29 protein-coding genes are annotated in these 23,652 nt (G+C 62.7%); 11 read left to right on the top strand and 18 right to left on the bottom strand.

Annotation, left to right across the window (positions count from 1 at the left end):
- Window positions 1-17 precede the first annotated feature (17 nt).
- The 5 genes from gap (at window position 18) to KG722_RS05460 (ending at window position 4,216) form a co-directional block, all read left to right on the top strand.
- Entirely contained in the window at window positions 18-1,028 is a 1,011-nt protein-coding gene (gene gap, locus KG722_RS05480; protein WP_213270508.1) for a type I glyceraldehyde-3-phosphate dehydrogenase, read from the top strand.
- A gap of 100 nt (window positions 1,029-1,128) precedes the next feature.
- The gene (locus tag KG722_RS05475) at window positions 1,129-2,325 is read left to right on the top strand and encodes a phosphoglycerate kinase (protein ID WP_213270506.1); all 1,197 of its coding nucleotides are present in this window, start codon (window positions 1,129-1,131) and stop codon (window positions 2,323-2,325) included.
- A 318-nt stretch (window positions 2,326-2,643) separates the two neighbouring features.
- Complete coding sequence (locus KG722_RS05470; protein WP_300998251.1) at window positions 2,644-3,564, top strand: fructose bisphosphate aldolase; 921 nt, start codon at window positions 2,644-2,646, stop codon at window positions 3,562-3,564.
- A gap of 104 nt (window positions 3,565-3,668) precedes the next feature.
- The gene (locus tag KG722_RS05465; RefSeq protein ID WP_213270504.1) at window positions 3,669-3,971 is read left to right on the top strand and encodes a zf-TFIIB domain-containing protein; all 303 of its coding nucleotides are present in this window, start codon (window positions 3,669-3,671) and stop codon (window positions 3,969-3,971) included.
- An 11-nt stretch (window positions 3,972-3,982) separates the two neighbouring features.
- Window positions 3,983-4,216 carry a DUF1272 domain-containing protein gene (locus KG722_RS05460; protein WP_213270502.1) on the top strand — a complete coding sequence of 78 codons (234 nt, stop codon included), beginning with the start codon at window positions 3,983-3,985 and terminating at the stop codon, window positions 4,214-4,216.
- Here KG722_RS05460 and KG722_RS05455 read toward each other — a convergent pair.
- Both KG722_RS05455 and KG722_RS15010 read right to left on the bottom strand, forming a co-directional pair.
- A complete protein-coding gene (locus KG722_RS05455) occupies window positions 4,213-4,350 on the bottom strand; it encodes a DUF2798 domain-containing protein (RefSeq protein ID WP_366910095.1) in 138 nt (45 codons plus the stop codon). The genes KG722_RS05460 and KG722_RS05455 overlap by 4 nt on opposite strands.
- Window positions 4,351-4,549: 199 nt before the next feature.
- Window positions 4,550-4,750 carry a hypothetical protein gene (locus KG722_RS15010; protein WP_300998248.1) on the bottom strand — a complete coding sequence of 67 codons (201 nt, stop codon included), beginning with the start codon at window positions 4,748-4,750 and terminating at the stop codon, window positions 4,550-4,552.
- Here KG722_RS15010 and KG722_RS05450 point away from each other — a divergent pair.
- Window positions 4,659-5,258, top strand: a complete 600-nt coding sequence (locus KG722_RS05450; protein WP_366910093.1) for a thiamine phosphate synthase — start codon at window positions 4,659-4,661, stop codon at window positions 5,256-5,258. The genes KG722_RS15010 and KG722_RS05450 overlap by 92 nt on opposite strands.
- Window positions 5,259-5,268: 10 nt before the next feature.
- Here KG722_RS05450 and KG722_RS05445 read toward each other — a convergent pair whose 3' ends face one another.
- Window positions 5,269-5,400, bottom strand: coding sequence for a DUF4282 domain-containing protein (locus KG722_RS05445; protein ID WP_213270497.1), 132 nt, complete (start codon window positions 5,398-5,400; stop codon window positions 5,269-5,271).
- Between the two features lie 11 nt (window positions 5,401-5,411).
- Complete coding sequence (locus KG722_RS05440) at window positions 5,412-5,579, bottom strand: DUF4282 domain-containing protein (RefSeq protein WP_213270494.1); 168 nt, start codon at window positions 5,577-5,579, stop codon at window positions 5,412-5,414.
- Between the two features lie 170 nt (window positions 5,580-5,749).
- Here KG722_RS05440 and KG722_RS05435 point away from each other — a divergent pair, with 170 nt between their 5' ends.
- Window positions 5,750-6,571, top strand: a complete 822-nt coding sequence (locus tag KG722_RS05435; protein ID WP_213270492.1) for an inositol monophosphatase family protein — start codon at window positions 5,750-5,752, stop codon at window positions 6,569-6,571.
- Here KG722_RS05435 and KG722_RS05430 read toward each other — a convergent pair.
- Together KG722_RS05430 and KG722_RS05425 are read right to left on the bottom strand one after the other, a co-directional pair.
- The gene (locus tag KG722_RS05430; protein WP_213270490.1) at window positions 6,568-6,810 is read right to left on the bottom strand and encodes a helix-turn-helix transcriptional regulator; all 243 of its coding nucleotides are present in this window, start codon (window positions 6,808-6,810) and stop codon (window positions 6,568-6,570) included. The genes KG722_RS05435 and KG722_RS05430 overlap by 4 nt on opposite strands.
- Window positions 6,810-7,292, bottom strand: a complete 483-nt coding sequence (locus KG722_RS05425) for a hypothetical protein (RefSeq protein WP_213270488.1) — start codon at window positions 7,290-7,292, stop codon at window positions 6,810-6,812. Before KG722_RS05425 ends, KG722_RS05430 begins: the two co-directional genes overlap by 1 nt.
- 160 nt (window positions 7,293-7,452) lie before the next feature.
- Here KG722_RS05425 and KG722_RS05420 point away from each other — a divergent pair, with 160 nt between their 5' ends.
- Both KG722_RS05420 and KG722_RS05415 read left to right on the top strand, forming a co-directional pair.
- A complete protein-coding gene (locus KG722_RS05420; protein ID WP_213270486.1) occupies window positions 7,453-8,952 on the top strand; it encodes an NAD(P)/FAD-dependent oxidoreductase in 1,500 nt (499 codons plus the stop codon).
- An 889-nt stretch (window positions 8,953-9,841) separates the two neighbouring features.
- Window positions 9,842-10,018: a hypothetical protein gene (locus tag KG722_RS05415; protein ID WP_213270484.1), complete on the top strand. Its 177-nt coding sequence runs from the start codon at window positions 9,842-9,844 to the stop codon at window positions 10,016-10,018.
- Here KG722_RS05415 and KG722_RS05410 read toward each other — a convergent pair.
- Window positions 10,015-11,847, bottom strand: a complete 1,833-nt coding sequence (locus KG722_RS05410; RefSeq protein WP_213270482.1) for an ABC transporter transmembrane domain-containing protein — start codon at window positions 11,845-11,847, stop codon at window positions 10,015-10,017. The two genes, KG722_RS05415 and KG722_RS05410, sit on opposite strands and share 4 nt — an antisense overlap.
- Window positions 11,848-12,019: 172 nt before the next feature.
- Between KG722_RS05410 and rpmE the strand changes: the two genes are divergently transcribed.
- Complete coding sequence (rpmE, locus tag KG722_RS05405) at window positions 12,020-12,238, top strand: 50S ribosomal protein L31 (RefSeq protein ID WP_011648164.1); 219 nt, start codon at window positions 12,020-12,022, stop codon at window positions 12,236-12,238.
- Window positions 12,239-12,309: 71 nt separating this feature from the next.
- Here the strand turns inward: rpmE and KG722_RS05400 are convergent, their stop codons facing one another.
- The 8 genes from KG722_RS05400 to cysS form a co-directional block, all read right to left on the bottom strand.
- Entirely contained in the window at window positions 12,310-13,116 is an 807-nt protein-coding gene (locus KG722_RS05400) for a glycosyltransferase family 2 protein (protein WP_213270480.1), read from the bottom strand.
- Window positions 13,113-14,357 carry an O-antigen ligase family protein gene (locus KG722_RS05395; protein ID WP_213270478.1) on the bottom strand — a complete coding sequence of 415 codons (1,245 nt, stop codon included), beginning with the start codon at window positions 14,355-14,357 and terminating at the stop codon, window positions 13,113-13,115. Before KG722_RS05395 ends, KG722_RS05400 begins: the two co-directional genes overlap by 4 nt.
- Before the next feature lie 42 nt (window positions 14,358-14,399).
- Entirely contained in the window at window positions 14,400-16,385 is a 1,986-nt protein-coding gene (gene thrS, locus KG722_RS05390) for a threonine--tRNA ligase (RefSeq protein ID WP_213270475.1), read from the bottom strand.
- A gap of 262 nt (window positions 16,386-16,647) precedes the next feature.
- On the bottom strand, window positions 16,648-16,974 hold the full coding sequence (gene yidD, locus KG722_RS05385) for a membrane protein insertion efficiency factor YidD (RefSeq protein ID WP_213270472.1): 327 nt from the start codon (window positions 16,972-16,974) through the stop codon (window positions 16,648-16,650).
- Window positions 16,974-17,417, bottom strand: a complete 444-nt coding sequence (locus KG722_RS05380) for an iron-sulfur cluster assembly scaffold protein (protein WP_213270469.1) — start codon at window positions 17,415-17,417, stop codon at window positions 16,974-16,976. Before KG722_RS05380 ends, yidD begins: the two co-directional genes overlap by 1 nt.
- A gap of 195 nt (window positions 17,418-17,612) precedes the next feature.
- Window positions 17,613-18,233: an exopolysaccharide biosynthesis protein gene (locus tag KG722_RS05375; RefSeq protein ID WP_213270467.1), complete on the bottom strand. Its 621-nt coding sequence runs from the start codon at window positions 18,231-18,233 to the stop codon at window positions 17,613-17,615.
- Window positions 18,230-18,808: a histidine phosphatase family protein gene (locus KG722_RS05370; protein ID WP_213270465.1), complete on the bottom strand. Its 579-nt coding sequence runs from the start codon at window positions 18,806-18,808 to the stop codon at window positions 18,230-18,232. Before KG722_RS05370 ends, KG722_RS05375 begins: the two co-directional genes overlap by 4 nt.
- Window positions 18,793-20,178, bottom strand: coding sequence for a cysteine--tRNA ligase (cysS, locus tag KG722_RS05365; RefSeq protein ID WP_213270463.1), 1,386 nt, complete (start codon window positions 20,176-20,178; stop codon window positions 18,793-18,795). Before cysS ends, KG722_RS05370 begins: the two co-directional genes overlap by 16 nt.
- Window positions 20,179-20,536: 358 nt before the next feature.
- Between cysS and folE the strand changes: the two genes are divergently transcribed.
- Window positions 20,537-21,157 (top strand): GTP cyclohydrolase I FolE, encoded by a 621-nt coding sequence (folE, locus tag KG722_RS05360; protein ID WP_213270460.1) that lies wholly within the window; start codon window positions 20,537-20,539, stop codon window positions 21,155-21,157.
- A gap of 63 nt (window positions 21,158-21,220) precedes the next feature.
- Here the strand turns inward: folE and KG722_RS05355 are convergent, their stop codons facing one another.
- From KG722_RS05355 to KG722_RS05345, 3 genes are read right to left on the bottom strand one after another with little or no spacing between them, the layout of a single operon-like run.
- Entirely contained in the window at window positions 21,221-21,928 is a 708-nt protein-coding gene (locus tag KG722_RS05355) for an HAD family hydrolase (protein WP_300998246.1), read from the bottom strand.
- A 23-nt stretch (window positions 21,929-21,951) separates the two neighbouring features.
- Complete coding sequence (locus KG722_RS05350; RefSeq protein WP_213270454.1) at window positions 21,952-22,884, bottom strand: aminotransferase class IV; 933 nt, start codon at window positions 22,882-22,884, stop codon at window positions 21,952-21,954.
- Window positions 22,881-23,642 carry an alpha/beta fold hydrolase gene (locus KG722_RS05345; protein WP_213270451.1) on the bottom strand — a complete coding sequence of 254 codons (762 nt, stop codon included), beginning with the start codon at window positions 23,640-23,642 and terminating at the stop codon, window positions 22,881-22,883. Before KG722_RS05345 ends, KG722_RS05350 begins: the two co-directional genes overlap by 4 nt.
- Between the last annotated feature and the right edge of the window lie 10 nt (window positions 23,643-23,652).

Below are 23,652 nucleotides of genomic sequence, written 5' to 3'. Positions count from 1 at the left end.
CATGAGGAGAAATAAAGATGACCGTTCGTGTTGCCATCAACGGATTCGGCCGCATCGGCCGCCTGGTTCTGCGGTCGATCATCGAGCATGGCCGCACCGACATCGAGGTGGTTGCCATCAACGATCTGGGACCGGTTGAGACCAACGCCCACCTCCTGCGTTTCGACTCCGTTCACGGCCGCTTCCCGGCGGATGTGAAGGTCGACGGTGACAAGATCGTCATCAACGGCAAGCCGATCCTGGTGACTGCGATCCGCGACCCCAAGGACCTGCCCCACCGCGAGCTCGACGTTGACATCGCGATGGAATGCACCGGCATCTTCACTTCGAAGGAAAAGGCCGAGGCCCACCTCGCGGCCGGCGCCAAGCGCGTGCTCGTCTCCGCCCCGGCAGACGGCGCGGACCTCACCGTCGTCTACGGCGTCAACCACGACAAGCTCAAGAAAGAGCACATGGTCGTCTCCAACGCCTCTTGCACCACCAACTGCCTCGCCCCGGTCGCCCAGGTTCTGAACAAGGCCGTCGGCATCGAAAAAGGCATGATGACGACGATCCATTCGTACACGAACGACCAGCCCTCGCTCGACCAGATGCACAAGGACCTGTACCGCGCCCGCGCCGCGTCCCTCTCGATGATCCCGACCTCGACCGGCGCCGCCAAGGCCGTCGGCCTCGTGCTGCCGGAACTGAAAGGCAAGCTCGACGGTATCTCGGTGCGCGTGCCGACGCCCAACGTCTCGGTCGTCGACCTGAAATTCGTCGCCAGGAAAGCCACGACTCCGGAAGAGATCAACGCCGCCATCAAGGCCGCCGCTGATGCCGGCCCTCTCAAGGGCATCCTTGGCTATACGGACGTTCCGAACGTCTCGTCGGACTTCATCCATGACGACCGTTCCTCGATCTTCCACCTTGACCAGACCAAAGTAATGGACGGCACCTTTGTCTCGATCATGACCTGGTATGACAATGAGTGGGGCTTCTCCACCCGCATGGCTGACACCGCCATCGCGATGGCCAAGCTGATCTAAGCCCTTTCCGCGCCGCTCGCTCCTGCGAAGGCGGAGACCCAGGGCGGCATGCAACCCTTCACGAGCCCACCGCCCTGGCGGGGGTGATCGGAGACACGCCATGCCTTCCTTCAAACGCATCCCCGATGCAGGCAACCTTGCCGGCAAGGTCGCGCTCGTCCGCGTCGACTTCAACGTACCAATGGAAAATGGTCTGGTCACGGATGATACGCGCCTGCGCGCCGCAGTCGATACGGTCCAGTCCCTGCGCACCGCCGGTGCCAAGGTTGCCCTCCTCGCTCACTTTGGCCGCCCGAACGGCGAGCGCGTCGCCGAGATGAGCCTTGCCCCGATCGCGAGCGCTTTCGCCAGGGTGCTCGGCGGCACGGTCAGCTTCATCGCTGACTGCAAGGGCGATCACGTAAAGCAGGCCATTGCCGAGCTTCCGCCCGCAGGCGTGATCCTCCTGGAGAACACCCGCTTCTGCAAGGGCGAGGAAAAGGGCGACATGGAACTGGCAAAGGAAATCGCCGCCCTCGGCGATCTCTATGTCAACGACGCGTTCTCCGCCGCCCATCGCCGGCATGTATCGACCGCCGTGCTTGCAGAGCTGCTGCCTGCCTATGCCGGCGTGACTATGGAAGCTGAACTCGACGCGCTCGACAAAGCCCTCGGCGCGCCCGAGCGTCCTGTGATGGCGATTGTCGGCGGGGCAAAGGTCTCTTCCAAGATCGACCTCCTGAAGAACCTTGTTTCCAAGGTCGACATGCTCGCCATCGGCGGGGGCATGGCCAACACCTTCCTCGCTGCAGACGGGGTCAATGTCGGCAAGTCGCTCTGCGAGCATGATCTTGCCCCGACTGTCCGCGAGATCCAGACCGCGGCCAAGGAAGCTGGCTGCGAGATCCTCCTGCCCAAGGACGTGGTCGTAGCAAAGGAGTTCAAGGCGAACGCCGAAAACCGCACCTGCGGCCTCAATGAAATTGGCGCCGACGAAATGGTGCTGGACGCCGGAATGATGACAATCGTGCATCTGGCGGGCGCGCTCGGCCGCGCAAAGACCGTGATCTGGAACGGCCCGCTGGGCGCGTTCGAGATGACGCCCTTCGATACCGCCACAATGAAAGTGGCCGAGGCGGCCGCAAAGCTTGCCAAATCCGGCACGCTGGTGGCTGTCGCCGGCGGCGGCGACACAGTGGCCGCGCTCAACCATGCGGGCGTCGCAGGCGATTTCACCTTCATCTCCACGGCAGGCGGCGCTTTCCTTGAATGGATGGAAGGCAAGGACCTGCCCGGCGTTCAGGCGCTGCTGCAGTAAAGCCCCCTGCCCGGCGGCAGGACGATTTCAAGCCCGATAAAGTCTTCCGCTGGTGGACAGGCGCGCTTCTGCGCGCCTATTCCAGGCGTACTGTCATCCATGTCGGCTATGGCAGCGTTGTCAGGCTTTTCCGGCACGCCGCTTGAATATACGGCAGGTATGAAGGCTGGCTGCGGGGCAGCTGCCGGTTTTGGGACAGAGTCATAATTCCGCCCGCTTGAGTGTTTCAAAGCGCGGCAGAACCAGCCTCTGGCCCTTTCAACCGGCGCGCAGGGCAGAGGCGTAAGGCCCGGGACAGGCCAATGGAGAGGTGAGTTAATGAGTGTGGATTCGGCAGTGAAGAATGCGGTTAATCTCGAGATGGCCAGGCAGGTGGCGGAAAAGGCTGGCTTCATCGCCGCCCTCGACCAGTCCGGCGGCTCGACCCCCAAGGCCCTGCGCCTCTATGGCATCGAGGAAAGCGCCTACAGCAATGATGAGGAAATGTACGCCCTCATCCACGAGATGCGTGCCCGGATCATCAAATCTTCTTCCTTCACCGGCGAGAAGGTTGTCGGGGCCATCCTCTTCGAGCGCACCATGGAAGCCGACATTGACGGCATTCCGACCGCAGAATATCTCTGGACGAAGCGTCAGGTCGTTCCTTTCCTGAAGGTCGACAAGGGCCTCGCCGATGAAGCCAACGGCGTTCAGATGATGAAGCCGATGCCTGAGCTGGACGCGCTGCTGGAACGCGCTGTCGCGAAGGGCATCTTCGGCACCAAGATGCGCTCGGTCATCAATGCGGCAAACCGCGAAGGCATCGCCGCCGTCGTCGCCCAGCAGTTTGATGTCGGCCGCCAGATCCTCGGCCATGGCCTGATGCCGATCATCGAGCCGGAAGTGACGATCACCATTGCCGACAAGGCAGAGGCTGAAGAAATCCTCCTCGCCGAGATTCTGAAACAACTGAACGCCCTCGGCGCCGACAAGCAGGTGATGCTGAAACTGTCGCTGCCGGAGAAGGCCAACCATTACAAGCCGCTGGTCGACCATCCGCGCGTCATGCGCGTCGTTGCCCTTTCGGGCGGCTACCGCCGCGAGGAAGCCAACCGCCGGCTTTCGGAGAATACCGGCATCATCGCCTCCTTCTCGCGCGCGCTGACAGAGGGCCTGTCGGCCAAGCAGGCAGACGCTGATTTTGACGCCGTCCTCGGCGAAACAATCGACTGCATCTGCGAAGCCTCCAAAGCGGGCTGATCCGTTTGCCGCAGGGCCCGCCTATTGAGGCTGGCGCAACAGCCCCCATTTCAGGAAGCGCAGCAGGCCTCTGCTGCGCTTCTTTGTTTTGGAGGACTAACGCCGTGAAATGCCCCGTCGACAACGAAACCCTTGTGATTGCGGAGCGCTCCGGCGTCGAAATCGACTATTGCCCCAAATGCCGGGGTGTCTGGCTCGACCGGGGCGAACTCGACAAGATTATTGACCGGGCCGCTACCGTCATCCCTGCCCCGGCAGCGCCCCAGCCTGAAGCCCACCGCCCGGAACACTTCCGCGATGAAGACCGCTTCCGGGGCCGCGACGATGATGACGATGACGACTGGAAACACCGCCGGGGAAAACGCTACAAGCGCGAGAGCTTCCTGAGCGATCTGTTCGATTTCTGAAGGCCCTGCCCATGCTGGAAATGCGCCCCAACTGCGAATGCTGCGACCGGGACCTTCCGCCGGACCAGCCGGGCGCATTCATCTGCTCTTTCGAGTGCACCTTCTGCGATGACTGCGCAGATGGTGACCTCGACGGGGCCTGCCCCAACTGCCGGGGCGAGCTGGAGCCCCGCCCCATGCGCAGGGGCGCGGCGCTCGCTAAAAACCCCGCCAGCACGAAACGCATCCTGAAAAAGAAGGACTAGCCCTTCGTCCCGGCCACGGGCGCGGAAGGCGCAAAGGGCGACTCGACGAACTTCAGCGCCAGCCGCCGCGCCAGCGGCGCCACGACCAGGATCGCCGGATAGGCCAGCAGGAAGGCGAGCTCCCAGGAATGCATCCACCGGCTGACGAAATCCGGCGGCATGCCGACATTGATCGCCGTGATCCCCCCACATCAGGAAACTCATGAAAGACGCCATGAACAGCCCGAAGAGGGGCTGGAACAGGCGGACGGCCAGTTTCCTGGACATGACGATCGGGTCTCTCAATTAAAGTTCCAATACAGAACTTTGCTTCCATTTGACCAGAGACACGCCTTACGTTGACTTCCTGCGCCGGGCGCCGCAGAGGCTGCAGACATGACTGACAAAGCCCCGCCGCGCCCGCGCACCCGCCTTTACCTCATCACCCCGCCGCAGATCGCCGATGTGCAGGCCTTCCGGAAATCGCTGGAAAACGTCCTCCACGCGGGCGATGTCGCATCCCTGCAGCTGCGCCTCGAAGGGCGCAGACGGCATGATAGATATGCAGGCAACGCAGGAGCTCAGCGCCGCCGTGACCGCCATGGCCCAGGAAGCTGGCGTCGCCGTGCTGATCAACGATTCTGCCGAACTGGCCCGGGAGCTTGCCGCAGACGGTGTCCATTTGGGCTGGTCCGACATGCCGGTGAAGACTGCCCGCGCCCTTCTGGGGCCTGACGCGATCATCGGCGCCACCGCCAAGAACTCCTACCACCGCGCCATGCAGGCAGGCGAAGACGGGGCCGACTATGTCGCCTTCGGCGCTTTCTATCCGACAACCACAAAGGAAGGCACGGTTCCGGCCGAGTTCGAACTCCTGGAAGTCTGGCAGGCGGCCATGCTGGTCCCCTGCCTCGCCATCGGCGGCATCACCGTCTCCAACGCCGCCCCGCTGGTCACCGCCGGGGCCGATTTCCTCGCTGTTTCCAGCGGCGTCTGGGCATATGAAGAAGGCCCTGCCGCAGCGGTCAGGGCCTTCAACGCTCTCTTCGATGACCTCTCCTGAAGGCGCGCAATCAGAACTCCGAAGCGGGCGGCTGGCCCAACTTGTTGAGCTTGATCTCCCGCAGGTCATCCGCCGTACGGAAGAACAGCAGATAGAACTCGCAGATGAACCTCCAGACCAAGAGGCCGATCGCGGCCCCCATGGCCGAGGCTATCACCAGCCCGATAGCCCGGAAAAAAACCCGAAGCTCACCATCGTGCCGACGCCAGACAGAACGCCTGCAATCAGGCCCAGCGCGATGCCGATCAGCCCGAAATAGTAAAGGATCGTGATCAGCTTGGTCCCGATCAGCTTATCGAAGGAGACTAGTTGGTTCAGCACGATCTTCAGCCGTCCATTGCTCGTGTGGGGCGAGTTTGGCGGCAGTTGACGCTCGCGGCAACCTCCTCGACAACCAAAAGCGCCATTAACACTTCGGCGCCTTGACCGTGCGCAGTCAAAGGCTTACGCCGCCGGGTCCCGCCATAAATGCGCCCAAACGAGACGTTCCCATGTCGAAACCTTCCCCTGTTGGTGCCGTGATGATCGCCGCCGCCCTCGCCGCAGGCCGCAGCCTCGCGCGTGATTTCGGCGAGGTTGAAAACCTCCAGGTCTCCCGCAAAGGCCCGGCAGACTTCGTGACCAGCGCCGACATGCGCGCCGAAGAGATCATCCATGCCAGCCTCACCAAGGCCCGCCCCGGCTATGGCTTCCTGATGGAAGAGCGCGGCATCGTCGAAGGCACCGACAAATCCAACCGCTTCGTCGTCGATCCGCTCGACGGCACGCTGAACTTCATGCACGGCCAGCCCCATTACGCCGTCTCCATCGGCCTCGAGCGCGATGGCAAACCCTTCGCCGGCGTCGTGTTCGATGTTGCCAAGAACGAGCTCTTCTGGGCCGAGGTCGGCCGCGGCGCATGGCTCGACCAGCGCAAGCTGCGTGTCGCCGTCCGCAAGAAGCTCGGCGAAGCCGTTGTCGCCACCGGCACGCCCTGGATGGGCAAGAGCGAGGAAAGCCACATCACCTTCGCCCGCGAGATGGCCGCAATGACGCCTGCCACTGCCGGCATCCGCCGCTATGGCTCGGCCGCGCTCGACCTCGCCTGGGTCGCCGCCGGCCGGTTTGACGCCTTCTGGGAACGCGGCCTCAAGCCCTGGGACATTGCGGCCGGCATGGTCCTGGTGCGCGAAGCAGGCGGCATCATCGAGGAAATCGAGGGCGGCGACGTCATGAAAACCGGCAACATCCTCGCCGGCAATGAAGACATCGTCCCGGGCGTGATGGAACAGCTGCGCCACGCCGCTTCCTTCGGCCGGGCTGCGAAAGTCTAGACGTCCGCTTCGCCCGGCGCGGTGAGGTCTGCTGCGTCGCGGTCATAATCGATCAGCTCACCCGGCTTGCAGTCGAGCACATAGCAGAGCCGCGCCAGCGTATCGAAGCGCATCCCCTTTATCTTGCCCGTCCGCAAGAGCGACATCTGGGTTTCGCTCAGGCCGATGCGGGCGGCAACATCCCGCGCCGTCAGCTTCTTGCGCGTCAGCATGACATCAATGGTGACCTTCACCGGCATCAGACGAACTGCTCCAGCTCGACCCGCAGGCGCTTGCCCGTCTCCGCGAGCAGGAAGATCGCAGCCCCGATGAAGGCAATGGTGACATCCTCGATTTCAAGCGACACCCGCACCCCGCGAAAACCCTCGATCAGCCAGACCGAGAAAACCGGTTCGACTAGGATGGCCGCCGCCGCGCCGATCAGCAGGTCCTGGCCGGTCTCGCGGAGGCTTTTCACCATTGCCGGGCCGAACTCATGATCCGACCTGGACTTTGTGAAGAACGCCCCCAGCGCCCAGAGCGCACACAGATAAAAGCCCGGCGCCAGGATCGTGAGCCAGAAGGCAAAAATCACCCGGACGTTGGCCCAGGCATCCCCAACGGTGAAATCCAGATGCTCAAGCTGGCCGGACTTCTCCCCGATCAATGCCAGCGCCAGCACACCGACAAGAATCTTGATTCCAAGACCGATATGGCCACGCAATTCCGGAGACAAGCGCATGAGCACCTCCAACTGTTCAAATTAAAACCTAAATAGTTTTAAGTCTAACTTAAATCAATTGGAATTTTCGACCCGTTATTGACATGCCTTCTGCCAATTAAATTTACGTGACGCTCGCGTCACGTATTTCTTTCCCGGCAAAATCGCGTAATCTGGGGACATGACCCAGCTCGACACAGACATCCTCATCATCGGCGCCGGCCTTTCGGGCATTGGCGCCGCCGTCCATCTCGGCAAGCATTGCCCGTCCAAACGCTACCGCATCTATGAAGCGCGCAGCGCCATCGGCGGCACATGGGATCTCTTCCGCTATCCCGGCATCCGCTCGGATTCGGACATGCACACGCTGGGCTACAATTTCAAACCCTGGACGGACGCCAAGGCCATCGCCGACGGCCCCTCCATCCGTAAATATGTCAACGACACCGCCAACGAATACGGCGTCCGCAAGCACATCTCCTTCGACACAAAGATCGTCGCCGCCAACTGGTCGGGCGCCGACCAGGCCTGGACCGTCACGAGCGAGAACACGGTCACCGGCGCGCAGGAGAAAACCACCTGCCGCTTCCTCTTCATGTGCGGGGGCTATTACAGCTATGACAAAGGCTACCGTCCGGACTTTCCGGGTGAGGATTCCTTCCGTGGACAGATCCTTCATCCCCAGAAATGGCCGGAAGATCTCGATTATGCCGGCAAGAAGGTCGTTGTAATCGGCTCTGGCGCCACCGCCATGACGCTGGTACCCTCGATGGCGGACAAGGCCGGCCATGTCACCATGCTGCAACGCTCGCCCACCTATGTGGTCTCGCGCCCGTCGGTGGACGGCTTTGCCAATTTCCTGCGTAAGGTTCTGCCCGATCAGTGGGCCTATAACCTCATCCGCTGGCGGAACGTTGCCTTCCAGCAGTTCTTCTTCCGCCAGACACGCAAGAACCCAGCCAAGGCGCGCGAGCGCCTGCTCGGCATGGTGCGCGAGCAGCTCGGCCCGGATTATGACGTGGAGAAACACTTCACCCCCTCCTACAATCCGTGGGAACAGCGCCTCTGCCTTGTGCCGGACTCTGATCTGTTCAACTCCCTGAAGTCAGGCAAGGCCAGCGTCGAGACCGACCATATCGACCGATTCACCGAAAAAGGCATCCTGCTGAAATCCGGCAAGGAACTGGAAGCCGACATCATCGTCACCGCCACCGGCCTTAACCTCGTATTCATGAACGGTGTCTCCGTCTCGCTCGACGGGGCGAAGGTCGATCCGGGCCACCTGCTGAACTATAAAGGCGTGATGCTCTCGAACGTGCCAAACCTCGCGGTCACCTTCGGCTACACCAACGCCTCCTGGACGCTGAAAGCCGACCTTACGAGCGAATATGTCAGCCGTCTGATCAACCTGATGGACGAGAAAGGCGCAACCTCTGCCATGCCCTATCTCGCCGCCTTCCCGAACGAGACCGAACCCTTCGTCGATTTCTCCTCGGGCTATTTCCAGCGCGTGATGGACCAGTTCCCCCGCCAGCATACAGAGCCCCCCTGGAAGCTCCACCAGAGCTATTTCACCGACCGGAAAAACCTGCGCGAGCTGCCCATCGAAGACGGCGTCATGCAGTTCCACATCCCATCCACGAAGGCCGCCGCAAAACCTGCCCTGCAAGCCGCCGAGTAATCCGCTGCGCTTCATCCAAACGCAACGCTGAACCCCTCTCCCTCTGGGAGAGGAGGAGCCCATCGCGCAGAGATGGGAAGTGAGGGCGGCTACAGCGTGGACAACCGCGCCCCTATCCTACCTCTGCACACCCCCTAAACGTGTCATCCCGGAATTTGCGAGAGCAAATATCCGGGACCCAGAAAGCCAAGCAGTACTAAGCCCTCCCTGGCTCCCGGTCTTCGCCTGCGGCAAAACCGGGAAGGCGGACGAAAATTCTTAAGGCACCTTATCCTCCCCACTCAACCACGCCCCATCTTCAGCGCATGGACATCACCGCGCCCCGCCCGGAACTCTGGACCCGCATCGCCGCCTTCCTCGGTGCGCTGCGCGTCTTCCTGCGCGGCGTGGTCCCCCACAAGTTCGACAGGGTCGCCGCGACACGCTCTTCCGCCTCACCGAACTCATGGACACCCTCAAGCGCGCCTCAAACAGCAACGGCTTGGATACCCCCTTCGTCCAATGGGCCCTGATGATGGAAGCCGCCCGGCGTCTCGCCCTCGTCCTCAACCATCAGGAAAAAACACGCTCCGCGCCTCGCGCGCCTCCTGCGCCGTCATGCCCGCTCTAAGCTGAAGGACTTCCCCGTTCCCGCCAGCATCCTGAAACGTCTCGCGCCGTGGACCGACGCGCTCCTCTGCCGGCTCGACGAAAAAGCAAGGCCGCAGGCCTGAGCAGGAATCAACGCCCAAGCCCCCCCTCCGTCAGCTGGTTGACGCCGTCTGCCACCTCCCCCGTTTCGCAGGGGAGGAAAGGGGTGCTGCTTAAGGGCAAACCATCGCAATCACCCCCATATCCCTCCGCTCCCCCGCAGATTAAACTCACTCCCTCAAACTCAAAGGAGGCTCATATGTGGCTCTGGCTTTTATGGTGGTGCGTGGATGATCATCTGGCTGCGGCGCTGGAGGCGCCCGGCCTTGGAACCCTCCCGATCTGGGTGCCGCTGATCTTGTCGCTGGCTTTCTCCTTCTCGCTTGATGGCGCCATCAAGCGGGACCGGAAAAAGTCTGAAGGCCTGACGCCTTAGCGCTCCGTGAACTGAAGTTCTGCCAGGCGCGCATAAAGCCCGCCTTTGGTCACCAGGCTGTCATGCGTGCCTTCTTCGACGATGCGGCCATGGTCCATCACGAGGATGCGGTCGGCCCGGCGCACGGTGGAGAGGCGGTGGGCAATCACCAGCGTCGTGCGGCCGGTGGCCGCATTTTCGATCGCCCGGCGCACAGCCGCTTCACTTTCGGAATCGAGCGCCGAGGTCGCCTCGTCCAGCAGCAGCACCGGCGCATTGCGCACCAGCGCGCGGGCCAGCGCAATCCGCTGGCGCTGGCCGCCTGAAAGGCTGCGCCCCTTCTGGCCAAGCTCGGTCGCAAGGCCTTCCTTCTCGTCCAGAAAGCCCATCGCCTCAGCCATCCGGGCCGCCTGCTCCAGCAGAGCATTATCCGCCCCTTCGTCGCCAAACCGGATGTTGTCGGCCGCCGTGCCTGTAAACAACGCCGACTCCTGTGGCGCGTAGGCAAAGCAGCGCCGCCAGTCGCGCGGATCGGCCTCGGTCGAAGAGACCCCGTCGAGCTTTATTTCACCCGTTTGCGGATCAAACAGGCGAAGCGCCAGCCGGAAAACCGTCGTTTTTCCCGCACCGCTTGGGCCAACGAGCGCCACGAATTCTCCAGGCTTCACAGTGAGGGAGAACTCCTCCAGCGCAGACGCAGAGCCTTCACCATACCGGAACGTGACCTTGTCAAAGCTGAGCGCGCCCTGCCCTTTTTCAGGCATCGCCTTTGGGCTGGAAGGCGCCGAAATTTCCGGCACCGCGCGGAGGACTTCCGCCGCCCGGTCCGCCGCGCCGGCCGCCCGCATCACTTCGCCATAGACTTCCGCCAGCATGCCAAGGCCCGAGCCTGCAAAAGCGGCATACATCACCATCGTCGCCAGGTCGCCAAAACTCATCTCCCCGCTCGCCACGGCCCGCGCGCCCATCCAGAGCACCCCGGTAAAGCCGCCGAAAAGGAGTACCGACACCAGCACGATCATGATCGCGCGCGCACCCGTGCGACGCATGGCGGCGGCAAAGGTCGCCTCGATCGCCCGCTGGAAGGTTGAGAGCTGGCCGCCTTCGCGGCCATAGGCCTGTACGAGTTCGATCGAGTCGAGCGTCTCGGCCGCTTCTGCGCCCGCGTCCGCCAGGCGTGACTGGGCCTCGTTAGACATCTTCCGGATTGTCCGCCCGATGATCATGATCGGCAGGATCGCCACCGGCAGCATCGCGAGCAGTGTCAGCCCCAGCTGCCAGTTGACCGCCAGCATCAAGGCCAGCGCCCCGGTCGTCGTCATCAAGGTGCGCGCCGCCAGCGAGGCCGACGAGCCAAGGAACGTCTCCAGCAGCGTAATGTCCGCCGTCAGCCGCGAAACCGCTTCGCCCGACCGCATCTTGGCGTGATAGGCTGGGGAAAGGCGCAGCAGATGAGCATAAAGATCACGGCGAAGGTCCGCGGCAATCCGCTCGCCAAAGCGCGAAACGAAATAGAAGCGGATGGCGCCCAGAACGCCCGAACCCACCGCGGCCGCAAAGACCCAGAGGAAGGCCTGGTCGATCAACGCCTTGAGCAGCGCCGGATCAGCCCCTGCCCGCTGGCCGGCATCGGCCGCCCGACCAAGCAGCATCGGGATGGCAAGGCTCAGGGCCGCTGCAGCCAGCAGGAAGACCAGCGCAACTGTCACCGTGATCCAGTGGCGGCGTGCATAGGGCCAGAGCAGGGCCAGCGGCTTCAGGCTGCGCCCCCGTGGACGGCCGATTGCTTCCCCGCCTTCGGGCAGGGCTGTGCGCCGATCGTCCACGATGGTTGGGCTGGAATCGGCCATTGGCCTGTCGTTTCTCCCTTTTGGACCGGCGGGCGCCGAATCCCTGTCAGCACCTCTTGCGGGCGCCAAACCTTTCCCTTATACGGCCCACTTCTAATTCCGGCTGAGACATGCCAGCGCACCCAGCTGCGTCAACCCGTTGCGAACCGTTTATGAGAGAGAGGCCCAGGCCATGAAAAAAGAAGGGCATCCCGACTATCACTTCATCACCGTGGTGATGACAGATGGCACCGAGTACCAGACCCGCTCCACCTGGGGCAAAGAGGGTGACCGCATGGTCCTCGACATCGACCCCAAAGTGCACCCGGCCTGGACCGGCGGCGAGGGCAAGTCCCTGGACCGCGGCGGCCGCGTTTCGCGCTTCAAGGACAAGTTCAAAGGCTTCGTGTAAGGCAATCTGCCTGCGCGATGTGTTGCGTGAGAAACCCCGGCTCAGGCCGGGGTTTTTTCTTGGCCGGCGGGTCAGCGCCGCAGCCAAAGGGCCAGCCGGATGAACGGAACTGCCAGTTCCACAAGCAAGCGCTCGAACGGCCCTCGCGCAAACTTCCGGAAGTATCGCGCCAGGCTTCTTGCCTTATGCGACTGAACCCTCGCCGAGGGCACGTCTGAAGTGGACGTGTAGTGCAGCGCGCCCGCACATGGCTGGTAGATGACCGCGCCGCCCGCTTCAATGGCACGGCGGCAAAGGTCCACATCTTCCACATGCAGGAAATACCCCTCATCAAATCCGCCCAGCTGAACGAAATCGGCGCGCCGGATCATGAAGAACGCGCCGGAAATCGCGCCCACGCGGACCGGTGCAGAAGGTGCAGGTTCACTATCGAGCACCCAGCGCGAAACGCCCAGGGCCACCGCCAGAGTAAGCGTATTGCGGCGGGCACCCCGCTGCTCCCGGCCATCGATGCCGAAGATACGTCCGCCAGCAATCGCTGGCACCGGAGCCCCGTCAAGGGCGGCGGCCAACTGCTCAACCGATCTGCGGCGGATCACACAGTCCGGATTGATCACCAGCAGCATCCCGGCCGCCGTTTCCCTGGACGCACGATTGACCGCTGCGCCAAAGCCGGGATTGTCCAGCGCGATCAGCTTTGCCCGTCCGGCGCAAGCGGCCACAAAACCCTTGAGCCAATCCCTGACTCCCGCCGGATTGCCGTTGTCCACGATCACGATCTCCGAGATCGCCGGATCGGCCTTGAGGGCATACAGGCATTCACTGAGCCGCGGACCGGTGTGATACGTCACGACCAGCGCGGCGACCTGCTCGGTCATGCCGGCCCGCCCGCCTTTCCACTGCGGTGCAGGAGGATCAGCATCGCGACAGCCAAGGCTAGCCCGGACCAGAATGCCTCGTTCCAGACGCTGTAGGAAAAGTTGAAGATACTGAAGACAGCGCCTGCCATCCCAGCGATGGCGAACCGGATTTCCGGGCGCAGCTCAGCCGGTCGCGGGAGCCGGAAACCGATCACCGTGATTGCGAACGCTGCAAGCATGGCGCCGATGAAGCCGGTTTCAGCCCATATCTGCAGAGGCATGTTATGCGGGTGGCCGGGCACCACAGGGTATTGTTTCCAGAACTCCGGAAGCTGCGCGGCCCAGGCAGGATAGTCTGCATAGGTGTCGCGCCAGGTGCGCGTCGCCATCAGGCCGTGCCCGGTATACGGCGTTTCACCGATGCGGCTCATCACGACTTCCCATGACCAGAAGCGTGATCTGAAGGAAGGCGGCAGAACGCCATCAAGTCCGGCCATCAGGCGGATGAAAAGGCTGACCATAAACGGGGCCGCCGCAATATGACCCGCGATCAGGCCGAACAGCCATCGAAAGCCGGTTTTGGGCAGGACACGTATCAACAGGAACGCGCCCAGCATGCCGCATACTGCAAAGACGGCGGAGTGATTGTCCATCATCAGCGCAGCAAACAGCGTCATCAGGACAAGACCGGAAGCCGCCAGCAGACCGAGCCGGTCACGCCGGGCGCCGGAGGCGGCTGCAAGGATCGGCAGGACCACCGCAAAGGTGTTCATGTTCCGGCCGATATTCTGCACGCCGTTGACTGCGTGATTGGGATCATCCCCATAGATCAGGGCAAGCGCGGGCCGGGCCACGAGGGCCGAAATGAAGACGAGCCCACCCTGCAGGATGAGGACGCCATAAACCCACTTCCGGGTCTGTGGGCCAAGCTGGGACCGCATCGCGCCAGCAATCGTCAGCATGGCGAAGGTGGCCGTCAGGACCACCACGATGCTGCGCGCGCCGATAGCAAAGTTGCCCTCAATGAGACTGCCGCTGACAAGCTGGGTGGTGGCCGGCGACCAGATTTCGCTGATCGCGGCCCAGCCGATAAAGGCGATCGCAAAGAGTGCATAGACCGGCGGCGGCATCTTCGGCCGCGCCAGGAGCAGCGCGGCAATGCCGGTCAGCCCGAGCAACGGGGCAAAGCCGAGCGTGCCGAGTACGGCGAGCAGCGGCCAGAGCAGCAGCAGTCCGGCAAAGACAGGTCCGTAAGCCATTCTGTCCACTCTGACCGCTGATCGCGGGGTTGTCATCGGCCCTTAGCTGCCGCGCGCGCGCTTGAGGTCCGGCGGCAGCGCCTCAACGGTAAGCGAGACAAGCGCTTCGTCCAGCGTGATGACCTGCTGGCCGTTCGAGCCAAGGCGGCGAAGGGCGAGTTTGCGTTCTTCGGCCTCCCGCGCGCCAACCACCGCAATGACCGGGACCTTCTGCAGGGAATGCTCACGAACCTTGTAGTTGATCGTCTCGTTGCGCCGGTCGACCTCCACCCTGAGGCCCGTCCTGCGTAGCTCTGCAGCGACCTCTTCGGCATATGCGCCGGCCGCATCATCCGAAATCGCAGCGACCACAACCTGAACCGGCGCCAGCCAGATCGGGAAGGCCCCGGCAAACTCCTCGATCAGGATACCGATGAACCGTTCCATGGAGCCAAGGATCGCGCGGTGAAGCATCACGGGACGCTGTTTCGACCCATCGGAGGCAATATACTCAGCCCCCAGACGTTCGGGCAGCACATAGTCGAGCTGGAGCGTGCCGCACTGCCAGACCCGGCCAATGGCATCCGTCAGCTGGAATTCGAGCTTGGGGCCATAGAACGCGCCCTCGCCCGGCAACAATTCGCAAGGCAGGCCAGCGGCATCAACCGCCGCCTTGAGGCCGTTCTCGGCCCGGTCCCATGTCGCATCATCGCCAGCGCGCACATCGGGACGCGTGGAGAGTTTGACCGCAATCTTCTCGAAGCCGAAATCGCGGTAGACGCTTTCCAGCAGACGGCAGAACTGGATCGATTCCTCAACGATCTGGTCTTCGCGGCAGAAGATGTGCGCGTCGTCCTGCGTGAACTGGCGCACCCGCATGATGCCGTGGATGGCGCCGTGCGGTTCGTTGCGGTGACAGCATCCGAACTCGGCAAGGCGGAGCGGCAGGTCGCGATAGGATTTCTGGCCGGACTTGAACACCTCGACATGCGCCGGGCAGTTCATCGGTTTCAGCGCCATGAGCTTTGCATTTTCGGGCACGGAGATCTCTACACCTTCGTCTCCCTCCGGAATAAAATCCGGCACAATGAACATGTTCTCGCGATACTTGCCCCAGTGGCCGGACTTCTCCCACTGCACGGAGTCCATTAGCTGCGGCGTCTTGATTTCCTCATAGCCCGACGTATCCAGGCGCCGGCGCATGTAAGCTTCGATCTGGCGCCAGACCTGAAAGCCATTCGGGTGCCAGAAGACCGAGCCCGCCGCTGCCATGCCATCGAGGTGGAACAGATCAAGCTGGGCACCGAGTTTCCGGTGGTCGCGTTTTTCGGCCTCTTCCAGGCGCGTGAGATGTTCCTTGAGGTCTTTCTCGCTCGCCCAGGCCGTGCCGTACATCCGCTGGAGCATTTCATTGCGGTGGTCGCCGCGCCAGTAGGCACCGGCGAGCTTCATCAGCTTGAACGCCTTGGGCAGTTTGCCCGTGGACGGAAGGTGGGGGCCGCGGCAGAGGTCAAACCAGTTGCCCTGCTTGTAGACCGTGATGGCTTCGCCGGGCGGAATGATGTCATCGATGATCTGGGCCTTGTAGTCCTCGCCGATGCGCTTGAACTCGGCGATTGCGGCGTCCTTGTCCCAGACTTCGCGCTGGATCGGATAATCGGCGTCGACGATCTCGCGCATCTTCGCTTCGATCCGGTCGAAATCATCCGTTGAGAACGGCTCCTTACGGGCAAAGTCATAGTAGAAACCGTCATCGATGACCGGCCCGATAGTGACCTGGGCGTCGGGGTAAAGTTCCTGGACGGCCTGGGCGAGAACGTGGGCCGCATCGTGGCGGATTAATTCGAGGCCTTCTGCATCGCGCTCCGTGATGATGGCGACACTGGCGTCACCTTCAAGCGGGCGGACGAGGTCCCACATCTGGCCGTCGACCTTGGCGGCGAGCGCCTTCTTGGCGAGGGATTTGGAGATCGACTCGGCAACGTCCAGCGGCGAGGCGCCGTCCTGGTATTCGCGTTTCGAGCCATCAGGCAGCGTGACTTGGATCATGGGTCTTTGGTTTCTTTGGCGGGCTGCGGAACGTCATGTTCCCGCAGGAAAATCTGGGAATCCGGTTAAGGCTTCTGGCGCGCCGTGATTAACTCGGCTTTGCCGGGATGCCTACCCCGTTTTCAGGGCAGCCGGGACGGTTGATTTTATGCGGGTGCATGAACGGGCACGCGAGCGCGCCTTCAGGAGTGCGTCATGCACCCTGGCGAGTTCGCGGGGTGAACCCGGTGAGACAGAAACCTTCGATCATGGGGCTCATATGTCACGCCTCGGGCGGGGTTTCAACCAGGCCGGCTGAACCCTTCCTGGGGCCGGATTTCCAGTCGCCATAGTGCCAGGGCTGCCAGAACGGAATGGCGGGTTTTGATTCCGGGGGTGGGTCGATACCATGGCTGCCACCGGGACGGCAGCGGATGAAGCGGGCGAGCGCCATCCAGCCCCCTGCCCACCAACCATGCCGGGCAACGCATTCGGCGCCGTATTCACTGCAGGTCGGATGGTGCTGGCAGCGGGCGCCAAACAGCTGCAGCGCCTGGCTTGGGCCATGCTTGTAGATGGCCAGCAGCGCATAGGCGACGCGCCGGCGCATTACACAGCTGCCCGCGCTGCCAGCGCTTCGTCGATAGCGGCAGCAGCAGCTTCAAAGGCGAGCAGCGTGGAAGCATGGCGGGGCGGATAATCGGCGACAGGCTCGAGATGGCGCAACTCCCAGAAGCGGCCCTCGGGCGGGGCCCCGCCTTCTTTGAGCATCGCGCGCAGGGCTGTCAGCGCAGCGCGGATTTCTCCAACGGTTGCGCCTAAGGCGTTGGAGGAAAGGATGGACGTTGCCGCCTGCCCGAGGGCGCAAGCCTTTGGATCTACGGAGATTTCCCTGATACGCTCGCCGGTTTCATCGAGGATGACGGAAACTCCAACGGTGGAGCCGCAAACACGGGAAACCTTGAGGGCCGAGCCTTCGGCGTCCGCCAGCAGGCCGAGGTGCGGGATTTCGGCCGCCAGTTCCAGAATCCGATTGTGATAGAGCTCGCTCATGGCTGCCTAGATGGCCCGGCAGGCACAGCGCGGCAAGGGCCCCAAAAAATGGCCTGCCCGGACTTCTGAAGGACAGACCCCGGACAGGCCAAAAGCGAGAGGTGGAGAAATGAGGCCGAACGGCCCATGCGCGGTCGATGCCGGTCAACTAACGCTAGGTCAACTTAACGATTGGAGAGGCCGGTCAAGCCCGTCTCAGAATGGCCAGAGCGCCACGAGCCGAGGGGCAAGGCTCATCATCAGCAGGATAGCGCCGCCAAAGGCGCAGCCTGCCAGAAGCAGGACGAAGCCATCGCGCGCCGTCAGCGCCAGCCCGAAGAGCAATACGGTAAGACTCGGCAGCAGCGGCCCGAGCGGCACAAGACCCAGCGGATAGGTAATCAGGGCGGCCAGAACGCAGATCAGGGCAACAATCTGTATGAAAGGCGGCTCGGTCAGGAAAGTCAGGCGCGGCTTGACCAGGGCGTCGATCATGTGGGCGTAGCGTTCGCCGGCCGCCACGCCTTGTACGAGGTGGTCCCGCTTGAACTTGAATTTGGTCACGCCCTTGGGAAGCCACGGATGGCGGAACCCGAAGACAACCTGCAGGGCAAAGACGAGGATCACAGTGGCAACAAACCAGTTGGCGCCCGGGATGATTGTCAGCGGGCTGACTGCAATGAAGCCCAGCAGCAGAAAGACCGGACCATGTGCCCGCCGCCCGATGGCCTGAAGCAGCTCGGCCACTGTCACGTCTTCCCCTTCAGTGTTGAGGACGAGCGAGCGCATCATAGTGCGCAGGTTGGTGACCGGGACATTCGTGCCGTTGCGGTTCATGGGCGCGGCTGTAACCCGTCAGCAGATGAGGAGCCATAGCGCTCGATGGTCGAGCTGATCTGCAAACCTTCGGTGATCTTGATGACATAGAGACGGTCAAACTCAGCGGCGTCGTCAATCGGCGGGCCGGGGTCTGCCCCGATCAGCGCGACCAGGGCGTCCGTCGTGTTCGAATGTCCAATGACGAGCTTCACGCCGGGCGTGTCAGCGAGCTGGTCGGCAAAGGCCGGAAGAGCGGCGGGATCATAGCTCTGCACAGATAGCCCCAGCTCGGTCGCCAGCGGATGCGCAGTGCTTAACGTGCGGCGGGTTTGCGTGGACCATATTTCCGTAACGCCTTCTGCAGCCAGTCGTTCCGCCAGCGCTGCCGCGCGGGCTTCACCGGCTGACGTCAGGACAGGGTCGGGCCCTGTCTCCTTCTCGGCATGGCGCACGAGGAAGAGGCGCGTCAGCGGCGCTGGCCCGGCATCCGGCGCCGGCTCTTCGGCAACAGGTCTGGCCGGTGTCAGGCAGGCCGACAGGAGGATTGCGGAGACAGACGCGAGAAAACCCCGCCGGATCAGATGCGCCGCCATGTACTCCCCGCCGGACCGTCCATGATCTCGACCCCCTCGTCTGCCAGCGCCTTGCGGATACGGTCCGCTTCGGCCCAGTCCCTGGCAGCGCGCGCATCGACGCGTGCCTGCACAAGAGCATCGATCCGGGTGTTTTCATCCGTGTCACCGCCCTGCTCCCATTCCTTGGGTGTTTTGGTCAGCAGGCCAAGCAGTTTTCCGGCCGCCAGCAGGTTAGCTCGTGCGTTGGCCATACTTGCGGCATCCTTGAGGTCGGCGGCGGTATTGGCTTCGCTGGCGAGACGGGAGAGCTCTGCCAGGGCGTCTGGCGTACCCAGATCATCTTCGAGCGCGCGCAGGACACCGGTGTCGCGGGCCTCGCCGCCCTCAGCCGCCCAGACGCGGCGAAGGGCGCCATAGATCCGGTCGAGCGTCGTCTTGGCCTGTTTCAAGAGGTCTTCGGTCCAGTCGAGCTGGGCGCGGTAATGGGCGGTCAGCAATGCAAAGCGCAACACTTCGCCCGGCCATGCCTTCAGGAGGTCATGCACGGTGACGATGTTGCCGAGCGATTTCGACATCTTCTCCCCGGCCATGTCGAGGAAGCCGTTATGCATCCAGTAGCGGGCAAGCTCTGCGCCATGGGCGCATTCGGACTGGGCGATCTCGTTTTCATGATGAGGGAAGGTCAGGTCCACGCCGCCGCCATGAATGTCGATCGTACGGCCGAGATGTTTTGCCGCCATGGCCGAGCATTCGATATGCCAGCCCGGCCGGCCCCGGCCCCAGGGGCTCTCCCAGATCGCATCTTCGGGCTCACCGGGCTTGGCGAATTTCCAGAGCGCAAAGTCTGCCGGATCGCGCTTGTCTTCGTCCACGGCCACGCGGGCGCCCGCTTCATTGTCTTCCGGTTTGCGGCCCGACAGGCGGCCATAATCGGGCATCGAGGGCACTGAAAACCAGACGCCGGTTTCGCCCACATAGGCGTATTTCTTGCGCACCAGCTTTTCGATGATCTCGATCATTTCGGGCACATGGGCGGTCGCCCAGGGCTCGATGCTGGGCGGTGTGACGTTCAGCGCCTTGATGTCTGCATTGTAGATATCGGCATATTTCTTCGTGATCGCCGCAATTGGCTCTCCTGAAGCGAGGCTGGCAGCGATGATCTTGTCCTCGATGTCGGTGATATTGCGGGCGTACACGACGGCGTCCTCGCCGTAGCGGGCAACCAGCACGCGGCGCAGGACATCAAACACCACCGGCGGGCGGGCATTGCCGATATGGGCGTAGTTGTAGACGGTCGGGCCGCAGACATACATCGTGATCCGCTTCGGGTCCTGGGGCTCGAAGACGCGCTTCTTGCGCGCGGCAGTGTCGTAAATGCGGAGGGTCATCGGTTCTCTTGGATGGGAATGTCGTGAAATCAGCGCGCAGGCCGGTTGTGGGCAGCCCTATGGCCTGCCCCGGCTTCAGCAGCAACAGCGACAGCGCGAAGAATTTAAAGGCCTGTTTCCCGACATAGCGCCTGACTTACCACTTTCCGTTGGGAAAGCCAAGAAATCCGTCATCCGGCCGTCGGGTTTCCCCGTAGAAAGCGCTGGAAACAAAGCCCCGCCGGGCCTATGTATCCTCGTATCGCCCTGAGGGTATCAACTCCGGGCGGGCGTTAAGTCCGGGCAAGAGGGCGTCAACGACCCTCAAGGGATGCCCCGGCTCGACCCCCGTCCCTCAGTGAAGGACTTCACATTGGCTATGGACGCCCTGACTCCGAAGAATGACATTGCGCGCCCGGATTCCGTGCGCCGGCCCAGCCAGCAGGAAGCTGAAGAAGCAGTCCGCACGCTTATCGCCTGGGCCGGGGACGATCCGGCCCGCGAAGGCCTGCTCGACACGCCCAAGCGCGTCGTCAACGCCTACAAGGAATGGTTTGAAGGCTATGGCGAAGACCCGGTGAAATACCTCAGCCGGACCTTCGAGGATGTGCAGGGCTATGACGACATCGTCATGCTCCGCAACATTGAGGTCGAGAGCCATTGCGAGCACCATATCGCCCCCTTTATCGGCAAAGCATTTGTCGCCTACAAGCCGCAGAATGCGGTGGTGGGCATTTCCAAGCTGGCCCGAGTGGTCGAGATTTTCGCAAAGCGCCTGCAGACTCAGGAAACGATGACCGCGCAGATCTGCGACGCCATCACCGAGAGCCTCGCGCCGATGGGCACCGCCGTGTTCATCGAAGCCGAGCATCAGTGCATGTCGACGCGCGGCGTTCACCACAAGCATGTCACTACGATCACGACGCAGTTTACCGGTGTGTTCAAATCCGATCCTGACCTGCGCAACCGTTTCCTGAGCATGTGCAACCAGACCGGTTGATTTCAATCGCTCTAAAGATTTCCGGAAACGCCCTGCCTCGCGGTGGGGCGTTTTCTTTTGGGCTCAGACATGGGCGGCGAGCAGGCGCTCATATCCCGGCAGGGCGCCTTGTGCGATTTGGGCCGCCTCTCCGGAAAGCTCCGGCAACGGACCAGGCGGCGCGCCAAACCCGGTCGAGCGCCAGACGGCGTCATACCAATGCGGCGCCCAGGCGCCGTCTTCCGGCCGCGGCCCGGACGGCCAGGAGAGCATGGCGCTGTCCCAGTCCAGACCGATGACGGCGCAGAGGCGCCGGAGAACCCCCTCGGGGTCAGCCAGTATATTGTCAGCATCGACCACGGCCGGGGCGGCGCCTTTGGCTGCGGTCAGCTGTCCCCAAAGGCGTTCCTGCTGGGGAAACCCCATCACCTCTGCGCTGAGCAGCTCCATCTTCCGCGAATAGGAGGCGACAACGCGCGCGGGATGGCGAATGAGGACGACATGCTGCTCTATCCGGCCGAGCCAGTCCATCGGGATGGCCTCCAGCATATGGTGGGTCATGTGCTTCTGGTAGAAGACGGCCTTTCCATCCGGCACTGGCCCGGTCAGATGCGCGATGACTTTCTGGGGGTCTGCCTCGTGCCGCGCCAGGATTTCATCCACCATCGGATGGCCAAGACCCGTCAGGTCCAAATAGGCCGCATAGAAGGGCTCGTCGATGGCCGTGACATCCGCCCGGGCACCGAAGGCGCGCATCATCGTTGTCGACAGGTTCCGGGGCCCCGACCACATGGCAATCCGCATGCGGCAGGCCCTCAGGATACCGGCGTCAGGCTGTTTGCCTGTAGCATCTTGTAAAGTTCCCGAATGCGTCGGGAGACAGGTCCGTCCTTCTGCTCGATGACGCGCCCGTCCACCTCGCGCACGGGGGTGACGCCGGCAAAAGTTCCGGTGATGAAGGCTTCGTCTGCCGAATAGACGTCAAACAGGGAGAAGCGCTTTTCAAAGACCGGGATGCCGGCTTCACGGCAAACCCGGATGATGTTGCCGCGTGTGATGCCGCCAAGGCAGTATTCAGGCAGGCTGGTCCAGACTTCGCCGTCCCGGACGATGAAGAAATGCGTCGAGTTGCAGGTGGCGACAAAGCCGGCCGGATCCAGCATCAGGGCTTCGTCGGCGCCCGCCTTGTCGGCCTGGATGCAGGCCATGATGCAGTTGAGCTTGGAATGGGAGTTGAGCTTCTGGTCCTGCTCGGCCGGGCCAGTGCGGCGGACATGTACCGTGAACAGGGAGACGCCCTTCTCGATCACGGCAGGAACCGGGGCCTTGTATTCCGGGATGATAACGATTGTGGCCGAGCCGATGGTGAAGCGCGGACCCTGATAGGGCGTCTTCTTGATGCCGCGGGTGACCATGAGGCGGATGTGCACCCCGTCTGTCATGCCGTTGGCCTTAAGGCAGTCCATCAGGCGCGCGGTGAGCTCCTCGCGCGTCAGGCCGATGTCCATGTCGATGGTCTTGGCCCCGGCATAGAGCCGCTTGAGATGCTCTGGGAGGAACGCAACGCCGCCATTCATCACGCGCAGCCCTTCCCAAACGCCGTCCCCCAGCAGGTAGCCGGAATCAAACACCGACACGACCGCCTCGTTCCGCTTCTTCAGCGCTCCGTTTACGGATATCAGAACACCGGCGTTGCGCGGATCGGTAAGATAGTCATGGACGCCGTGGCCCTCTTCCTGCTCAATCATGTCCCGGCTTTCTCCAGCCAGGCGGAAATATCCGCCACGACCTTGTCCGTTCCCGGCTCGTCGATGATCCAGTGGGCGTGCTGCTTGTATTCGAGGAAGTCTCCCGGGACCGGGCTCGCGGCATATTTTGCAGCGACCTTGCGCACGGCCTTCGCCAGTGTGGCACGGTCCTTCGTAGCTGCGATCGTCAGGGTGGGGACGGTGATCTTCGCGGCGTCAATCTCGATGCCATCGCTGATGTCGCCGTACACCTTTCCGGAATCGTAGAGGGCCCCGGCATAGATTTCCTCATGCCGCCCCTTGGGCACACAGTTGAGGACGCCGTAGCGGAAGCCGGTCTTCCAGACCTTGTGCGCTTTCTTTCGGTCCTGCGAGACGATGACGTTGAAGAAGGTCCAGGCGACCGATGGGCCGATCACCGCGCAGTCCTTGGTCTGCGCGGGGGTCAGGAAAACAGCCCTTGCGACGTCGCCGCTTTCGGCCAGCGCCTGCGCAATCAGCCCGCCCATGGAATGTCCGATCACGGCGGGCTTCGCGCCGGTTTCCCGGGCGATGCGCTGGACCTCGGTCTGCATGGCGGCGATATAATCCTGAAGCCCAAGATCAGAGAGACTGGACGGTGGATTTTCCGGAAGCCGCTGGTCCGGAAAGAGGGTCGGCGCATGGCAGGTCCAGCCAGCTGCCTCAAATAGCGGCCGCATCGTGCCCCAGGCCGAGCCATCACAGCCGATGCCGTGGATCATCAGAAGTTGGCGCATGTCCCCTACC

Source organism: Hyphomonas sp. (genome assembly GCF_018402285.1).
Taxonomy (GTDB): Bacteria; Pseudomonadota; Alphaproteobacteria; order Caulobacterales; family Hyphomonadaceae; genus Hyphomonas.
Note: the sequence above shows the minus strand (reverse complement) of the source record. Positions and strands in the feature narration are given on the sequence as shown.

Bases quoted from the DNA above. Each gene is read 5' to 3' on its own strand.
- gap (WP_213270508.1), top strand. From the start codon at position 18: ATGACCGTTCGTGTTGCCATCAACGGATTCGGCCGCATCGGCCGCCTG.
- KG722_RS05475 (WP_213270506.1), top strand. From the start codon at position 1,129: ATGCCTTCCTTCAAACGCATCCCCGATGCAGGCAACCTTGCCGGCAAG.
- KG722_RS05470 (WP_300998251.1), top strand. From the start codon at position 2,644: ATGAGTGTGGATTCGGCAGTGAAGAATGCGGTTAATCTCGAGATGGCC.
- KG722_RS05460 (WP_213270502.1), top strand. From the start codon at position 3,983: ATGCTGGAAATGCGCCCCAACTGCGAATGCTGCGACCGGGACCTTCCG.
- KG722_RS05455 (WP_366910095.1), bottom strand. From the start codon at position 4,350: ATGCATTCCTGGGAGCTCGCCTTCCTGCTGGCCTATCCGGCGATCCTG.
- KG722_RS05450 (WP_366910093.1), top strand. From the start codon at position 4,659: ATGTGCAGGCCTTCCGGAAATCGCTGGAAAACGTCCTCCACGCGGGCG.
- KG722_RS15010 (WP_300998248.1), bottom strand. From the start codon at position 4,750: ATGCCGTCTGCGCCCTTCGAGGCGCAGCTGCAGGGATGCGACATCGCC.
- KG722_RS05445 (WP_213270497.1), bottom strand. From the start codon at position 5,400: ATGGGGGCCGCGATCGGCCTCTTGGTCTGGAGGTTCATCTGCGAGTTC.
- KG722_RS05435 (WP_213270492.1), top strand. From the start codon at position 5,750: ATGTCGAAACCTTCCCCTGTTGGTGCCGTGATGATCGCCGCCGCCCTC.
- KG722_RS05430 (WP_213270490.1), bottom strand. From the start codon at position 6,810: ATGCCGGTGAAGGTCACCATTGATGTCATGCTGACGCGCAAGAAGCTG.
- KG722_RS05425 (WP_213270488.1), bottom strand. From the start codon at position 7,292: ATGCGCTTGTCTCCGGAATTGCGTGGCCATATCGGTCTTGGAATCAAG.
- KG722_RS05420 (WP_213270486.1), top strand. From the start codon at position 7,453: ATGACCCAGCTCGACACAGACATCCTCATCATCGGCGCCGGCCTTTCG.
- KG722_RS05415 (WP_213270484.1), top strand. From the start codon at position 9,842: ATGTGGCTCTGGCTTTTATGGTGGTGCGTGGATGATCATCTGGCTGCG.
- KG722_RS05410 (WP_213270482.1), bottom strand. From the start codon at position 11,847: ATGGCCGATTCCAGCCCAACCATCGTGGACGATCGGCGCACAGCCCTG.
- rpmE (WP_011648164.1), top strand. From the start codon at position 12,020: ATGAAAAAAGAAGGGCATCCCGACTATCACTTCATCACCGTGGTGATG.
- KG722_RS05400 (WP_213270480.1), bottom strand. From the start codon at position 13,116: ATGACCGAGCAGGTCGCCGCGCTGGTCGTGACGTATCACACCGGTCCG.
- KG722_RS05395 (WP_213270478.1), bottom strand. From the start codon at position 14,357: ATGGCTTACGGACCTGTCTTTGCCGGACTGCTGCTGCTCTGGCCGCTG.
- thrS (WP_213270475.1), bottom strand. From the start codon at position 16,385: ATGATCCAAGTCACGCTGCCTGATGGCTCGAAACGCGAATACCAGGAC.
- yidD (WP_213270472.1), bottom strand. From the start codon at position 16,974: ATGCGCCGGCGCGTCGCCTATGCGCTGCTGGCCATCTACAAGCATGGC.
- KG722_RS05380 (WP_213270469.1), bottom strand. From the start codon at position 17,417: ATGAGCGAGCTCTATCACAATCGGATTCTGGAACTGGCGGCCGAAATC.
- KG722_RS05375 (WP_213270467.1), bottom strand. From the start codon at position 18,233: ATGAACCGCAACGGCACGAATGTCCCGGTCACCAACCTGCGCACTATG.
- KG722_RS05370 (WP_213270465.1), bottom strand. From the start codon at position 18,808: ATGGCGGCGCATCTGATCCGGCGGGGTTTTCTCGCGTCTGTCTCCGCA.
- cysS (WP_213270463.1), bottom strand. From the start codon at position 20,178: ATGACCCTCCGCATTTACGACACTGCCGCGCGCAAGAAGCGCGTCTTC.
- folE (WP_213270460.1), top strand. From the start codon at position 20,537: ATGGACGCCCTGACTCCGAAGAATGACATTGCGCGCCCGGATTCCGTG.
- KG722_RS05355 (WP_300998246.1), bottom strand. From the start codon at position 21,928: ATGTGGTCGGGGCCCCGGAACCTGTCGACAACGATGATGCGCGCCTTC.
- KG722_RS05350 (WP_213270454.1), bottom strand. From the start codon at position 22,884: ATGATTGAGCAGGAAGAGGGCCACGGCGTCCATGACTATCTTACCGAT.
- KG722_RS05345 (WP_213270451.1), bottom strand. From the start codon at position 23,642: ATGCGCCAACTTCTGATGATCCACGGCATCGGCTGTGATGGCTCGGCC.